General features: G+C 70.9%; 14 protein-coding genes. 6 read left to right on the top strand and 8 right to left on the bottom strand.

What is annotated here, in order from left to right:
* Window position 1: 1 nt before the first annotated feature.
* From gspD to gspF, 4 genes are read left to right on the top strand one after another with little or no spacing between them, the layout of a single operon-like run.
* Entirely contained in the window at window positions 2–2,332 is a 2,331-nt protein-coding gene (gspD, locus tag L0984_RS15085; protein ID WP_234194458.1) for a type II secretion system secretin GspD, read from the top strand.
* Between the two features lie 8 nt (window positions 2,333–2,340).
* The gene (gene gspE / locus L0984_RS15080; RefSeq protein ID WP_305079916.1) at window positions 2,341–3,759 is read left to right on the top strand and encodes a type II secretion system ATPase GspE; all 1,419 of its coding nucleotides are present in this window, start codon (window positions 2,341–2,343) and stop codon (window positions 3,757–3,759) included.
* Window positions 3,760–3,779: 20 nt separating this feature from the next.
* Window positions 3,780–4,256, top strand: a complete 477-nt coding sequence (locus L0984_RS15075; protein WP_234194456.1) for a hypothetical protein — start codon at window positions 3,780–3,782, stop codon at window positions 4,254–4,256.
* Window positions 4,257–4,279: 23 nt separating this feature from the next.
* Window positions 4,280–5,512 (top strand): type II secretion system inner membrane protein GspF, encoded by a 1,233-nt coding sequence (gene gspF / locus L0984_RS15070; protein ID WP_234194455.1) that lies wholly within the window; start codon window positions 4,280–4,282, stop codon window positions 5,510–5,512.
* Window positions 5,513–5,595: 83 nt separating this feature from the next.
* On the opposite strand, the gene L0984_RS15065 is transcribed toward gspF, so the two are convergent.
* The 3 genes from L0984_RS15065 to L0984_RS15055 all read right to left on the bottom strand — a co-directional run bounded on the left by L0984_RS15065 (window position 5,596) and on the right by L0984_RS15055 (window position 8,682).
* Window positions 5,596–6,717, bottom strand: a complete 1,122-nt coding sequence (locus L0984_RS15065) for a Fic family protein (protein WP_234194454.1) — start codon at window positions 6,715–6,717, stop codon at window positions 5,596–5,598.
* Window positions 6,718–6,841: 124 nt separating this feature from the next.
* Window positions 6,842–7,669: an enoyl-CoA hydratase-related protein gene (locus L0984_RS15060; RefSeq protein WP_234194453.1), complete on the bottom strand. Its 828-nt coding sequence runs from the start codon at window positions 7,667–7,669 to the stop codon at window positions 6,842–6,844.
* A gap of 53 nt (window positions 7,670–7,722) precedes the next feature.
* Window positions 7,723–8,682 (bottom strand): hypothetical protein, encoded by a 960-nt coding sequence (locus L0984_RS15055; protein WP_234194452.1) that lies wholly within the window; start codon window positions 8,680–8,682, stop codon window positions 7,723–7,725.
* Window positions 8,683–8,910: 228 nt separating this feature from the next.
* On the opposite strand from L0984_RS15055, the gene L0984_RS15050 reads away from it, so the two are divergent.
* Complete coding sequence (locus L0984_RS15050; protein WP_234194451.1) at window positions 8,911–9,828, top strand: 5'-nucleotidase; 918 nt, start codon at window positions 8,911–8,913, stop codon at window positions 9,826–9,828.
* A gap of 16 nt (window positions 9,829–9,844) precedes the next feature.
* Here L0984_RS15050 and L0984_RS15045 read toward each other — a convergent pair whose 3' ends face one another.
* Together L0984_RS15045 and L0984_RS29805 are read right to left on the bottom strand one after the other, a co-directional pair.
* Window positions 9,845–10,273 carry a DUF1810 domain-containing protein gene (locus L0984_RS15045; protein ID WP_234194450.1) on the bottom strand — a complete coding sequence of 143 codons (429 nt, stop codon included), beginning with the start codon at window positions 10,271–10,273 and terminating at the stop codon, window positions 9,845–9,847.
* Between the two features lie 4 nt (window positions 10,274–10,277).
* The gene (locus tag L0984_RS29805; RefSeq protein ID WP_255697413.1) at window positions 10,278–10,409 is read right to left on the bottom strand and encodes a hypothetical protein; all 132 of its coding nucleotides are present in this window, start codon (window positions 10,407–10,409) and stop codon (window positions 10,278–10,280) included.
* A gap of 201 nt (window positions 10,410–10,610) precedes the next feature.
* Between L0984_RS29805 and L0984_RS15040 the strand changes: the two genes are divergently transcribed.
* Window positions 10,611–12,401: an ABC transporter ATP-binding protein/permease gene (locus tag L0984_RS15040; RefSeq protein ID WP_234194449.1), complete on the top strand. Its 1,791-nt coding sequence runs from the start codon at window positions 10,611–10,613 to the stop codon at window positions 12,399–12,401.
* Here L0984_RS15040 and queC read toward each other — a convergent pair.
* Genes queC through L0984_RS15025 form a run of 3 tightly spaced genes read right to left on the bottom strand, consistent with a single transcriptional unit; the run spans window position 12,356 to window position 13,761 of the window.
* A complete protein-coding gene (queC, locus tag L0984_RS15035; RefSeq protein ID WP_234194448.1) occupies window positions 12,356–13,081 on the bottom strand; it encodes a 7-cyano-7-deazaguanine synthase QueC in 726 nt (241 codons plus the stop codon). The two genes, L0984_RS15040 and queC, sit on opposite strands and share 46 nt — an antisense overlap.
* An 18-nt stretch (window positions 13,082–13,099) precedes the next feature.
* Window positions 13,100–13,537 (bottom strand): TA system VapC family ribonuclease toxin, encoded by a 438-nt coding sequence (locus L0984_RS15030; protein WP_234194447.1) that lies wholly within the window; start codon window positions 13,535–13,537, stop codon window positions 13,100–13,102.
* Complete coding sequence (locus tag L0984_RS15025) at window positions 13,534–13,761, bottom strand: type II toxin-antitoxin system VapB family antitoxin (protein ID WP_234194446.1); 228 nt, start codon at window positions 13,759–13,761, stop codon at window positions 13,534–13,536. The genes L0984_RS15030 and L0984_RS15025 overlap by 4 nt, the downstream gene beginning before the upstream one ends.
* Window positions 13,762–13,769 lie beyond the last annotated feature (8 nt).

Raw genomic sequence — 13,769 nt, 5'->3', positions numbered from 1 at the left:
CATGAAGCCTTCCCTCACCCTGGGCGCCCGCGCCGCCCGTGCCCTGCTTGCCGTGCTCGCACTGCAGGCGATCGCTCCTGCCGCGATGGCCCAGGATGCCGCCACCCCGGCCGTGCGCCGCGGCGAGCCCATCACGCTCAACTTCGCCAACGCCGACATCGAGGCCGTGGCGCGCACCATGGGCGTGATCACCGGCCGCGACGTGGTGGTCGATCCGCGCGTCAAGGGCACGATCACGCTGCAGACCGACCGCCCGCTGCCGCCCGCAGCGGCCTTCGACCAGTTCGCCGCCGCGCTGCGGCTGCAGGGCTTCTCGATCGTGCAGTCCGACGGTCTGTTCAAGGTGCTGCCCGAGGCCGATGCCAAGCTGCAGAGCAACACCGTCACCACCTCCGTGGGCGGCGCGGGCAACGTGAGCGGCAGCCAGATGATCACGCAGGTGTTCCGGCTCAACCATGAGTCGGCCAACAACCTGCTGCCAGTGCTGCGGCCGCTGATCCCGCCCAACAACACGATCAACGCCAATCCGGGCAACAACTCGCTGGTCATCACCGACTATGCGGACAACATGCGCCGCCTGGCCCGCATCATCGCGGCGCTGGACGTGCCCAGCGCCTCGGACATCGAGGTGATCCCGCTGCGCTACTCCATCGCCTCGGACATGGTGCCGCTGGTGCAGCGCCTGATCGACGGCGGCGGCGGTGGTGGAATCGCGGGCGTGGCGGCGGGGGGCGCCCCGACGGGCGGCGCCGAAACAGGCTTCCGCACCGCGCTGCTGGCCGATCCGCGCAGCAACGCGCTGATCGTGCGCGCCGCCACGCCGGCGCGGCTGCAGCTGATCCGCTCGCTGGTCGACAAGCTCGACCGCCCGGCCGCCGACACCGGCAACGGCGCGGCCGGCAACATCTACGTCGTCTACCTCAAGAACGCCGACGCGGTCCGCCTCGCGGCCACGCTGCGCGCCGCCATGGCGGCCGGACTGGCCAACGCGGCCAATGGCGCTGGCGGCGCCGGGGCGCAGAGCGTCACCAGCACCGCCGCTTCGCCACAGTCGGCGGCTAACACGCTGCAGGCCGGGCTGTCGAGCCTGACCAGCAGCGCCGCAAGCACGCCGGTCAACAACGCCAACCAGCCCTCCACGGGCGGCCAGATCCAGGCCGACCCGTCCACCAACTCGCTCATCATCACGGCGCCCGAGCCGCAGTACCGCCAGCTGCGCGCCGTGATCGACAAGCTCGACAGCCGCCGCGCCCAGGTGCTGATCGAGACGCTGATCGTCGAGGTCAACGCCGACAAGGCCGCCGAATTCGGCGTGCAGTGGCAGAGCGCGCTGGGCAACAGCGGCAGCAGCAACGTGGGCGTGGTCGGCACCAACTCCAGCCTGGCCGGCGCCAACATCCTCAACCTGGCCGTGGGCCTGGCGACCAAGACGGCCACCACGCTGCCGTCGACGGGTTTCAACTTCGGCATCGGTCACAAGTACGGCGACAACTACGTACTGGGCTTCCTGGCACGCTTCCTGGCCTCGAATGGCGAGGGCAACGTGCTGTCCACGCCGAACCTGCTGACGCTGGACAACGAGGAGGCCAAGATCGTGGTGGGCCAGAACGTGCCCTTTCCCACCGGCCAGTACACCAATACCGGCAGCGCCACCACGCAGGTCAACCCCTTCAAGACCATCGAGCGCAAGGACGTGGGCCTGACGCTGCGCGTGCGGCCGCAGATCAGCGAGACCGGCACGGTGAAGATGACCATCTTCCAGGAGGTCTCGGCCGTGGTCGCCTCCTCGGTCAACAATCCCGACGGGCCCACCACCAGCAAGCGCTCCATCGAATCGAGCGTGCTGGTCGACCAGGGCGGCATCGTGCTGCTGGGCGGCCTGCTGTCGGACGAGTATTCGGCCGCACAAGAGAAGGTGCCGGGCCTGGGCGATGTGCCCATCATGGGCAACCTGTTCAAGAGCGAGACGCGTCGGCGCAACAAGACCAACCTGATGGTCTTCCTGCGCCCGACCATCGTGCGCGACCAGCTCTCCAGCGACGCCATCACGGCCGACCGTTACGACACGCTGCGCGCCCTGCAGCAGGCCAGCCAGCCGTCCACCGACAACCCGATGCTCAACAACGTGCGCGACTCCCTCGTGCTGCCGCCCCTCCCGGCCGTGCAGGGCGTGGGCGACGAAAGCCGCCGCATCGACGGCACGCGCCTGATCCCGCCGCCACTGCCACCCGCCCTGCCCGGACCGCTGTCGCCGGACTCACTCAGCCGCGCGCCGCTCAAAGGCGCCCTGCCGCCCACCGACGACCCGGCCTCGCGCCGCGAGATGCCCTGATGCCCGGCCTGCGCCATCCCCTGCCCTACGGTTTCGCGCGCAGCCAGCAGCTGCTGCTGGAAGAGGACGACGCCGGCCGGCTGACGCTGTGGATGCCGGTCGGCGCCCCCGCCAGCGCGGTGGGCGAGGTGCTGCGCAAGTACCCCGCCGCGCAGGTCGACCTGCTGCCGGCCGACCAGCTGGCGCAGCGCATCAGCGCCGCCTATGCGCAGGGCGAATCCAACGCCGCCGCCATCGTGAGCGAGGTCGAGACCGACGCCGACCTCTCGCGCATGATGCAGGAGCTGCCCGCGGTGGAGGACCTGCTGGAGTCCGCCGGCGACGCGCCCATCATCCGCATGCTCAACGCGCTGCTGACGCAGGCGGCGCGCGACGGCGCCAGCGACATCCACATCGAGCCCTACGAGCGCACCTCGGCCGTGCGCTTTCGCATCGACGGCACGCTGCGCGAGGTGGTGCAGCCCAACCGCGCGCTGCACGCGGCGCTGATCTCGCGCCTGAAGATCATGGCCGACCTCGACATCGCCGAGAAGCGCCTGCCGCAGGACGGCCGCATCTCGCTGCGCATCGGCACGCGGGCGGTGGACGTGCGCGTCTCCACCCTGCCCTCGGCCCACGGCGAGCGGGCCGTGCTGCGCCTGCTGGACAAGAGCGAGAGCAAGCTCAGCCTCGAATCGGTGGGCATGCTGGGCGACACGCTGCAGCGCTTCGAGACGCTGATCCAGCAGCCGCACGGCATCATCCTGGTGACCGGCCCCACGGGCTCGGGCAAGACCACCACGCTCTATGCGGCGCTGTCGCGGCTCGATGCCGGCAGCAGCAACATCATGACGGTGGAAGACCCCATCGAATACGAGCTGCCCGGCGTGGGCCAGACGCAGGTCAACGCCCGCATCGAACTCACCTTCGCCAAGGCCTTGCGCGCCATCCTGCGTCAGGACCCGGACGTGATCATGATCGGCGAGATCCGCGACTTCGAGACCGCGCAGATCGCCATCCAGGCCTCGCTCACCGGCCACCTGGTGCTGGCCACGCTGCACACCAACGACGCCGTGAGCGCCGTCACCCGCCTCACCGACATGGGCGTCGAGCCCTTCCTGCTGTCCAGCTCGCTGCTGGGCGTGCTGGCCCAGCGGCTGGTGCGCCGGCTGTGCACGCACTGCGCCGCGCCCGGCCCCGATGGCCAGATGCAGCCGGTGGGCTGCGAGGCCTGCGGCCACACCGGCTACCAGGGCCGCACCGGCATCTTCGAGCTGCTGGTGGCCAACGACGCCGTGCGTGCGCTGGTGCACAACCGCGCGGCCGAAAGCGAGCTGCTCGCCGCGGGTGCGCAGGGCGGCCTGCGCTCCATGCGCGCCGATGGCGAACGGCTGGTGGCGGCCGGCATCACCTCGCGCGCCGAGCTGCTGCGCGTGACGCGGGACTGAGCGCCAGCATCCGGCCGCCCATGCCCGCCTGCCACGCCATGCCCATCCGCCGCGCGGCCTCGCCCGCCTGCCGCGCCGCCCTGCTCGGCATGGGCGCGCTGCTGTCGCCGGGCCTGGCCAGCGCGCAGGGCTACACCGACTTCCATGGCGACTGGCGCGGCAGCGTGATGGTCTTCGAGCTGGGCGCCGACGGCTTCCAGGTCGGCCGGCGGCTGGCCTCCGACCTGTGGCTGCGCATCGGCAGCGACGGCCAGGTGTCGGGTCAGCTGCCGCGGGCGAGCTGCACGGTCCAGGGGCAGGCCACGCCCTTCCGCAGCAATGCCCACGCCCAGCTGGCCCTGCAGGTCGACACCTGCAGCGACCCGCGCGTCAACGGCCGCTACGAAGGCCGGCTGCTGACCAGTGAGGCGCACGGCCATGCCTCGCTGCGGCTGCGCAGTGCCGCGGCGGCCGTGAAGTCCGACGGCAACGAGATCTCCGGCATCCTGCAGCGCTGACTGCCTTCTTCCCGAACCACCGCATGCCCGCCTACGCCTTCGAAGCCATCGACGCCGACGGACGCCCCCGCAAGGGCGTGCTGGAGGCCGACACCGCCCGCGCCGCGCGCAGCATGCTGCGGGCGCAGGCGCTCATCCCGCTGTCCGTCGAGGGCGTGACCGGCGGTACGGATGCGGGCGGCGCAGCCACGCCGCTCTGGCGCCGACGCATCGGCGGGCGCGTCTTCAACGCCACAGTGCTGGGTGTCTGGACGCGCCAGCTGGCCGGCCTGGTCGCCTCGGGCCTGCCGCTGGAGCGCGCGCTCACCGCCCTCACCGACGAGGCCGAGAGCGAGCCGCAGCGCCAGCTGGTGGCCTCGCTGCGCTCCGAGGTCAATGGCGGCAGCAGCTTTGCACGCGCACTGGCGCAGCACCCGCGCGAGTTCTCTTCCATCTACACCGCGGTCATCGGCGCCGGCGAGCACAGCGGCCAGCTCGGCCTGGTGCTGGAACGGCTGGCCGACGACCTCGAAGAGCAGCAGGCGCTGCGCCAGAAGCTGATCGGCGCCACGCTCTACCCGGCCATCGTCACCGTCATCGCGGTGGTGATCGTGATCTTCCTGGTGAGCTACGTGGTGCCGCAGGTGGCCAGCGTGTTCGCCGGCACCAAGCGTGCGCTGCCGCTGCTGACCCAAGCCATGCTGGGTCTGTCGGCCTTCGTGCGCGGCTGGGGTTGGCTGATGCTGGGCGTGCTGGCGGTGGCCGTCGTCGGCGCCAGGGCGGCGCTGGCGCGCGATGCGCTGCGCGAGCGCTTCGACGCCTTCTGGCTGCGGCTGCCGCTGGTGGGCAAGCTGGCGCGGGGCTACAACGCCGCGCGCTTCGCCGGCACGCTGGCCATGCTGGCGGCGGCGGGCGTGCCCATCCTGCGGGCGCTGCAGGCAGCGGCCGAGACCCTCAACAACCGCGCCATGCGCGCCGACGCGCTCGATGCGCTGACGCTGGTGCGCGAGGGCGCGCCGCTGGCCTCGGCCCTGGCGCAGAAGAAGCGCTTCCCGGGCATCGTGCCCATGTTCGCCCGCCTGGGCGAGCAGACGGGCGAGCTGCCGGTGATGCTGCAGCGCGCCGCCAAGCAGCTGTCGGCCGAGGTGCAGCGCCGCGCCATGCACCTGGCCACCATCCTGGAGCCGCTACTCATCGTGGGCATGGGCGGCGTGGTGATGCTGATCGTGCTGGCCGTGCTGCTGCCGATCATCCAGCTCAACCAGTTCGTGAAGTAGGGCCGGAGGACGCGCCTTGCCTGCGCCGGCCCGGCGACCGCACCGACAGCGTGAGCGGGCATGGCCCGCTCGCTCACACCTGGTCAGGGCAGCACCAGTTCGTAGGCGCTGCTGCGCCCGCCACCGGGAGCCTTGCGCAGCACGCCCAGTTCGAGCAGCGCCGTGATGTCACGCAGCGCCGTGTCGGCAGAGCATTTGGCGATGGCCGCCCATTTGCTGCTGGTGAGCTTGCCCTCGAAGCCGTCGAGCAGACGATTGAGCAGCCTGGCCTGCCGTTCGTTGAAGGCGGTGCCCGCCCAGTGCTGCCAGAAGCTCGCCTTGGCCAGCACCGCGCTCAACGCGGTCTGGGCGCTGTCCAGCGCACGGTCCAACGCCGCCAGGAACCAGGCCAGCCAGGCCGTCACGTCCATCGAGCCCTTCTGGGTGCGCTCCAGGATGTCGTAGTAGGCGTTGCGCTCGCGCTGGAGCTGCGCCGACAGGCTGTAGAAGCGCTGCCCGGCGCCATCGGCCCGCGCCAGGAACAGGTCGCCCACGGCCCGCGCGATGCGGCCGTTGCCATCGTCGAAAGGATGGACGGTGACGAACCACAGATGCGCCAACCCTGCCTTCACCAGCGCCGGCACGGGGTCGCCGCCGGCCTCGGACCAGGCCAGGAAGCGCGCCATTTCCGCCGCCAGTCGGTCGGCCGGCGGTGCCTCGAAGTGGACCTTGCGACGATGCACCGGGCCCGAGACCACCTGCATCGGTCCCGTGGCATCGTCGCGCCAGCGGCCCACGGCGATGCGAGACAGGCCCGAGTAGCCGGTAGGAAACAGCGCCGCATGCCAGCCGAAGAGGCGCTCGGACGTGAGCGGCTCGCCGCTGCGGCCGGTGGCGTCGAGCACCATTTCCACGACGCCGTCGACATGCCGGTCGGCCGGTGCCAGCGCGCCGATGTCCAGGCCCAGCCTACGGGCGATGGACGAGCGCACCGAGGCGGGGTTGAGCAGTTCACCCTCGATCTCGCTGGTCTTGAGCACGTCGTCGGTGAGGGCGGCCAGGCTGGCGCGGTCCCGCAGTTCCAAGCCCACGTCGGCCAGTCGGCCAAGCAGCAGGCCCTGGGCGCGGCTCACATCCTCCAGCGGCTGGGCCAGCGCGCCCAGGTCGAAGCGCCATGCAGGCCATTCGCGCAACTGCCAGATGTAGAGGTTTTCTCCGCCTTCCATGCGGCGATTGAAAACCGGCTGCGGCGAATGTGCAAGTTAATTACCGCAATTATTGCGGCGATTGGGCGCGCGATTCTCCGCAGACTGCCGTGCCAGCCGCGCCGCGCCAGCCCGCTGGCCGGCCTCAGCGCCCCTTGAACACCGGCTCACGCTTCTCCACGAAGGCCTTGGCCGCCTCGCGGTGGTCCTCGGTCTGACCGCAGTGGATGTGGTGCGTGGCTTCCAGGTCCAGGCACTCGTCCACCTCGCCGGCCATCGCGCGGTTGAGGTTCTCCTTCATGTAGCGGTAGGCCACGGCGGGGCCATTGGCCAGGCGGGCCGCGATCTCCTGGGCCCGCGCGGCCAGTTGTTCCGGCGGGCAGACCCAGTTGGCCAGCCCCAGGCGCAGCGCCTCGTCGGCCGGCACGCGATCGGAGAGCAGGTACAGCTCGCGCGCCTTGGCCGCGCCGACCAGCTGCGTCATGAAGTAGCTGCCGCCGTAGTCGCCCGAGAAGCCCACGCGCGCGAAAGCGGTGGTCATGATCGCGTTGCTGGCCATCAAGCGCAGGTCGCAGGCCAGGGCCAGCGCCAGGCCGGCACCCGCCGCAGGGCCCGGCAGCACGGCGAGCGTGGGCTTGGGCATCTTGAACAGGCGCCCGGCCGTCTCGCGCTGGTTGACGCGCTGGCGATGGATGGCCTGGTCGATGGTGAGCGCGCCGACGGTGCCGTCGCCCGAGGCGGCCATGTTCTTCACGTCGCCACCGGCGCAGAAGGCGCCGCCCGCGCCGGTCAGCACCACGCAGCGGACCTCGGGGTCCAGCTCGGCGCGCGCCAACTCGCGGGCCAGGGCCTCGTTCATGGCCCGCGTCATGGCGTTGCGCGCCTGCGGACGGTTGAGCGTCAGGGTCAGCACACCGGCCTCGCAATGCGCGAGCAGGTCCGGCGTGCCGGTGTCGATCGTGGATGCGGTCATGGGAGTCTCCGTCGTTGTCGTGGAATGGAAGGGCTTGGCCGGCGCTCGGCCATTCAGGCGAGGCCGAGTTCGCGCGCCTCGCGCTCGTAGTGCGGGTACGAGGCCTTCATCACCGCCCCGTTGAGGATCATCTCGGCCACCAGCGTGCGGCTGGGCAGCTCGAACACGCGGGTGCGCACCCAGGTGGACTCGGTGCGGGCGCTTTCGCTCAGCGCGACGATCTCGCGCTCCAGCGCATAGTCCTGGTCGACGAAGAGCGGGCCCCGGATCAGGCGGATCTGCTGGCCCGCGAACAGCCCCACCGCCGGCTTGCGCCCGCCCAGTTGCGCGTCGGCGATGGTGCTGCCCAGCAGCACGCTGATCATCTCCATCGGGATGATGGGCCGGCCCCAGGGCGAGCGGGCGCCGCCCTCCGGCGTGTACCAGTCGCAGGGCTCGGTGATGGCGGCCAGCTTGTCGCGCAGCGTGAAGGGATAGTGGTCGCCCATGTGCTGGTCGAAGCCCATGCGGATCGTCTCGGGCACAGCGCCGCGCTGGCCCACCTTCAGGTCGCGGTTGATGACCAGGCCGGTGGCGGGGCGCAGCCGGGCCATGCGTTGTTCCAGCTCGTGCAGCTGGCCGGGCTCGCCCACCGAAGCGGTGCCAGTGAGCACCGGCGTCCCGTCGGCCTTCTCGGCGCGGATGCGCACGAGGGTGGCGCCGGGCTCGGGCAGGTCGACGAAGGCGCGCACCGATTCGCTTTCCACCACCATGGTCTGGTAGTGGGCGCTGATGCAGCCGGTCTCGAACCACTGCCGGCCGAAGAGGCGCGCCAGCAGCGGATCGAACTGGCTGAAGTGCGTCGGCCCTTCGATGGGGCCGGCGCGCAGGCCGAGATTGCCGGCCGTGGCGTCGTCATGGATGGACTTGTGGCCGTCGTAGGTCTGGTCGGCCAGCATCTGGCGCGGCTGGCGCAGCGGGCCGGACAGGGCGAGCGGCGTGGCGAAGGGGGTGTCGGCGGTGGGCAGGCTCATGGCGGCGATGGTGGCGCAAGGCCGGGGCGGGGGCTGTCACCTGTGTCACTGCGGATGCGGTGCGTGCGTTGGGGCGCGGCAGCCCCCTCTCCCCGGCCCTCTCCCGCGAGGGGAGAGGGAGCGAAACCCAGGGGCACAATGCCCGTTCGGCCCGTTCGGCCTGCCGCCCTTCCGTAGTTCCGCCTTCCGCCTCCAGCCCTTCCGACTGCCGCTCACCGCTCCCCCACCATGCCGGTCACCCTGGACGACAAGCTCGTGGTCGCGATCTCCTCGCGCGCCCTGTTCAACCTCGAGGAAGAGAACCGTCTGTTCGACGCCGGCGACCCGGCCGCCTACATGCGGCTGCAGCTGGAAAGGCTGGAGGTGCCGGCCCAGCCCGGCATCGCCTATTCGCTGGTGCGCAAGCTGCTGCGCTTCAACGCCGACGGCGTGCAGCGGGTGGAGGTGGTGATCCTGTCGCGCAACGATCCGGTCTCGGGTATGCGCATCTTCAACTCCGGCGCGGCGGCGGAGCTCGCCATCGAGCGCGGCGTGTTCACGCAGGGCCGGCCGCCCTTCCGCTATCTCACGCCGCTGCGGGCCGACCTCTTCCTCTCGGCCAATGCCGACGATGTGCGCGAGGCGCTGGCTGCAGGCTTTGCGGCAGCGCATGTGAGCGTGGAATCGGCCCTGGCCGGCAACCAGCATCCGGACGAGGTGCGCATCGCCTTCGACGGCGACGCCGTGCTGTTCTCGGACGAGGCCGAGCGCGTGTACCAGCAGCAGGGCCTGGCGGCCTTCCAGGCGCATGAGGTGGACAAGGCCGCCGTGCCGCTGGGCGCGGGGCCGCTGGCCCCTTTCCTGGTCGCGCTGCACCGGCTGCAGCAGGCCGCCAGCACCGGCATGCGCATTCGCACGGCGCTGGTCACCGCGCGCGGCGCGCCGGCCCACCGCCGCGCCATCCAGACCCTGATGAGCTGGAACATCCGCGTGGACGAGGCAATGTTCCTGGCCGGCCTGGACAAGGGCGGCTTCCTGCGCGAGTTCGAGCCCGACTTCTTCTTCGACGACCAGACGGGCCATGTGCGCTCGGCCGCGCGGCATGTGCCGGCTGGGCATGTGGCCAGCGGGATCAGCAACCTGCCGCGCGCTGAACCCCGGGGCTGAGCCCGGCGGCGCCGCGTCAACCCAGCCGCGCCAGCGTCGCCGGATCTCGCTCGCCGCCGAAGAAGCGCTGCAGGCACTGCGCGAACAGCGTCTCGCCCGCTGGCGCCACGGCGCCGAACAGGGTCATGCACGATCGGAACTTGAGGTCGTCGGGTGGCCCGAGGATGTCGTCGATGGCCGGCCCCCGCGCCGACAGCACCAGCGCGCTGCACTCGCGCAGGCGCGCGCCCAAAAGCGGATGGGCGAGGTAGGCGACGGCTTCCTCGCGCGAGCCGATGGCATAGCGCTGCGCCATCGCGCTGCGGCCCAGGCCCGCCAGCTGCGGAAAGACGAACCACATCCAATGCGAGCGCTTGCGGCCGGTGGCCAGTTCGGCCTGCACCTGCGCATACACCGGCACCTGCGCGTCGACGAAGCGCGCCAGGTCGAAGGCGTCCGGCGGCATGGGCTCAGGCCGCAGCGGCGGCCGCAGACGACGCGGGCGCTTCGGCCTTGGGCACCGGACCGCCCGGCTTCGGCTTCTCGTTGCAGCCGGCGAGCAGGAAGGTCAGACCGGCCAGGAGGAGGAGGAAGGACTTCATGCAACCCATCCTAGGCCGCTGCCCGGCGACGGCCAAGCGGGCTGGCCATGCCCCGCCCGCCAGCGCGGGCAGCGCGCCAGACGGGCGTGATGCCGCTTTCAGTCCGGTTTAAGGCAGGCCCTGCACCGCCTCGCTAGGATCGGGCACGCCTGCGCGCCTTCACGGCGCCGGCGGCCCGATCCCTGCTTCGCCCCCTCCACGATGAGCACCGCCCCCACCTCCCACGCACGCCCCGGACTGGGCCAGACGCTGCGACGCATCGCCGCGCTGGCCACGCCCTACTTCAACTCCGACCAGAAATGGAAGGCGCGCGGGCTGCTCGCCGCCATCGTGGCGCTCAACCTGGGCGCGGTCTACATGCTGGTGCAGATCAACGAGTGGTACCGCGTCTTCTACGACGCGCTGCAGAACAAGGACCAGGCGGTCTTCTGGCAGCAGATCGGCCGCTTCAGCTGGCTGGCACTGATCTACATCGTGATCGCGGTCTACAAGTTCTACCTCACGCAGATCCTGCAGCTGCGCTGGCGCGTCTGGATGACCGACCACTACATGGCACGGTGGCTGGCGCACAAGGCCTTCTACCGGCTGGAGCTGGCCCGCTACACCGGCAACGGCGGCCACCCGGACAACCCCGACCAGCGCATCCAGGAAGACCTGAACCTCTTCACCACCTACACGGTGACGCTGTCGATGGGCATCCTCAACGCGCTGGTCACCCTCTTCAGCTTCGTGGGCATCCTCTGGACGCTCAGCGGCTCGCTCACGGTGCCGCTGCCGGGCGGCGGGCATTGGGAGATTGCCGGCTACATGGTGTGGGCGGCGGTGCTGTACTGCGCCGTGGGCAGCGCCATCGCGCACTGGATCGGCAGGCCGCAGGTGCAGCTCAATTTCCAGCAGCAGATGCTGGAGGCCAACTTCCGCCACCACATGATCCGCGTGCGCGAGTACAGCGAGGCCATCGCGCTGGACGGCGGCGAGGCCGTGGAACGCCGGCACCTGGACCTGCGCTTCACCGAGGTGATGGCCAACTACCTGGCCCTGATCCGCAACCAGAAGAGCCTGACCTGGTTCAGCAGCTTCTTCGGCCAGGCGGCCATCATCTTCCCGCTGATCGTGGCGGCGCCGCGCTACTTCAGCGGCGCCATCCAGCTGGGGCAGCTCATGCAGATCAACTCGGCCTTCGGCCGGGTGCAGGACTCGCTCTCCTGGCTGGTGGACAACTACATGTCGCTGGCAGCGTGGAAGGCCACCACCGACCGTCTGGCCGGTTTCGAGGACAGCCTCACGGCCCAGTCGCGCGCGAACGAGGCCCTGGCACGCGACACCGCGGCCGGTGACATCGAGGCCCACGGGCTGACCGTCGGCCTGCCCGGCGGCCAGGCCCTGCTGCGCGGCGCCGACCTGCGCGTGGCGCCCGGCGACACGGTGCTGGTGCACGGCCCGTCGGGCAGCGGCAAGTCCAGCCTGTTGCGCACGCTGGCGGGCATCTGGCCGCATGCGCAGGGCGCGGTGGCGATGCCCAAGGACACCATGTTCATCCCGCAGCAGCCCTACTTTCCGGACGGCCGGCTGCGCGATGCGCTGGCCTACCCGGCCCCAGCGTCGGACTACGGCGACGAGGCCCTGCGCCAGGCCCTGGTCGACGCCCTGCTGCCGCAACTGGCCGACCAGCTCGACCGCGAGGACGCCTGGAGCCAGAAGCTCTCGGGCGGCGAGCGCCAGCGCCTGGCCATCGCCCGCGTGCTGCTGAAGAAGCCGGCCTGGGTGCTGGCCGACGAGGCCACCAGCGCGCTGGACGAGGACGCCGAGGCCACCATCTACCAGCGGCTCACGGCCATGGTGAAGCAGGCGCAGGGCGCCATCGTCTCCATCGCGCACCGCTCCACGCTCAAGGAGCACCATGCCCGCCGCTGGACGCTGCGCCCGCGCCGCGACGGCGAAGCCGCCTATGCGGTGGAGGATGCGCCGCTGACGGCGTCGCCCTCGACGTAGCCCGCCCAGCCCTGCGCCCGCAGTTCGCAGGCGGGGCAGTGGCCGCACCCCCAGCCCCAGTCGTGGCGCTGCGTGCGGTCGCCTTCGTAGCAGGTGTGGGTGTCCTCCACGATCAGGTCCACCAGGCCCTGGCCGCCGAGCGTCTCGGCCAGCTGCCAGGTCTGGGCCTTGTCGATCCACATCAGCGGCGTCTCGATCAACAGGCGCTGGTCCAGCCCCAGCGACAGCGCCAGCTGCATGGCCTTCATGGTGTCGTCGCGGCAGTCGGGGTAGCCGGAGTAGTCGGTCTCGCACACGCCGGTGACGATCACCTGCAGCCCGCGGCGGTAGGCAAGCGCGCCCGCCAACGTCAGGAACATCAGGTTGCGCCCGGGCACGAAGGTGTTGGGCAGGCCGTTGGCCTGCATGGCGAAGGCGATGTCCTCGGTGAGCGAGGAGCCGCCGATCTGGCCGAGCACGTCGAGCTTGAGCAGATGGTCCTCGCCCAGCCGCCGCGACCAGCCGGGGAATCGCCGGCGCAAGCGGGTCAGGACGTGATTGCGGGCCTCCAGCTCGATGCGGTGGCGCTGGCCATAGTCGAAGCCCAGCGTCTCCACCCGCTCGTAGCGGTTCAGCGCATGGGCCAGGCAGGTGGTGGAATCCTGCCCACCGGAGAAAAGGACGAGGGCGGTGGTGTGCATCGGAAATTTCTCAGACGTTCAAGCAGGACGCGCGATGTGCCGGGCCCGTTCGGCAGGCGATGCGAGCAACCGATCGATGCCGCTGTCGAAGCTGAGGAGCCGCACGCCGGAGCGGATCGCCTGGGTGAGCAGCCAGGCGTCGGTGATCTGCCGGTGGCCGAACAGTCCGCCGGTGCAATGCCCGAGCACTTCGGCGAAACCGAAGTCCAGGGGCAGAAGGCGATGCCTGGGATGCGCGGTGTTGCGCAGCAGAAGCTCGCCTGCCTCCTGCACCGAGACGGCCCGGCCGGCAAAGGCCGGCTGGCAGACGATGCGCACCAGCGCGGACTGCGTGAGCACACTGGTCGCCCAACCCTGCCGTGCATGCGCGCGGAACCACGCCAACATGCGCTCGTGGTGCTCGTGCGTCGGCCAGCACAGGGCGATCAAGGCATTGGCATCCAGCAGGTGGCTCACGGCGTTTCATCCAGCAGGTCGCGCACCAGCCGGGCGCTGACGCGGGGGCTCTCCGGCGGCAGGTCGAACACCCAGACCTCGCCCGACTTGCGCAGCGCCAGGCGTTCGCTGCTGCCCCGCCGGATCAGTTCGGACAGCGCCTCGCCCAGTTTTAGCCCGCGCGCCTGCGCGTAGGCCTGGGCGGTGCCGAAGGCATCGTCATCGATGGTCACGGTGGTTCGCATGGTGGAAG

Source organism: Pseudacidovorax sp. NFM-22 (genome assembly GCF_021401245.1).
Classification (GTDB): Bacteria; Pseudomonadota; Gammaproteobacteria; order Burkholderiales; family Burkholderiaceae_C; genus Xenophilus.
The sequence above is the reverse complement of the archived record's forward strand: the minus strand, read 5'-3'. Positions and strand labels throughout refer to the sequence as shown.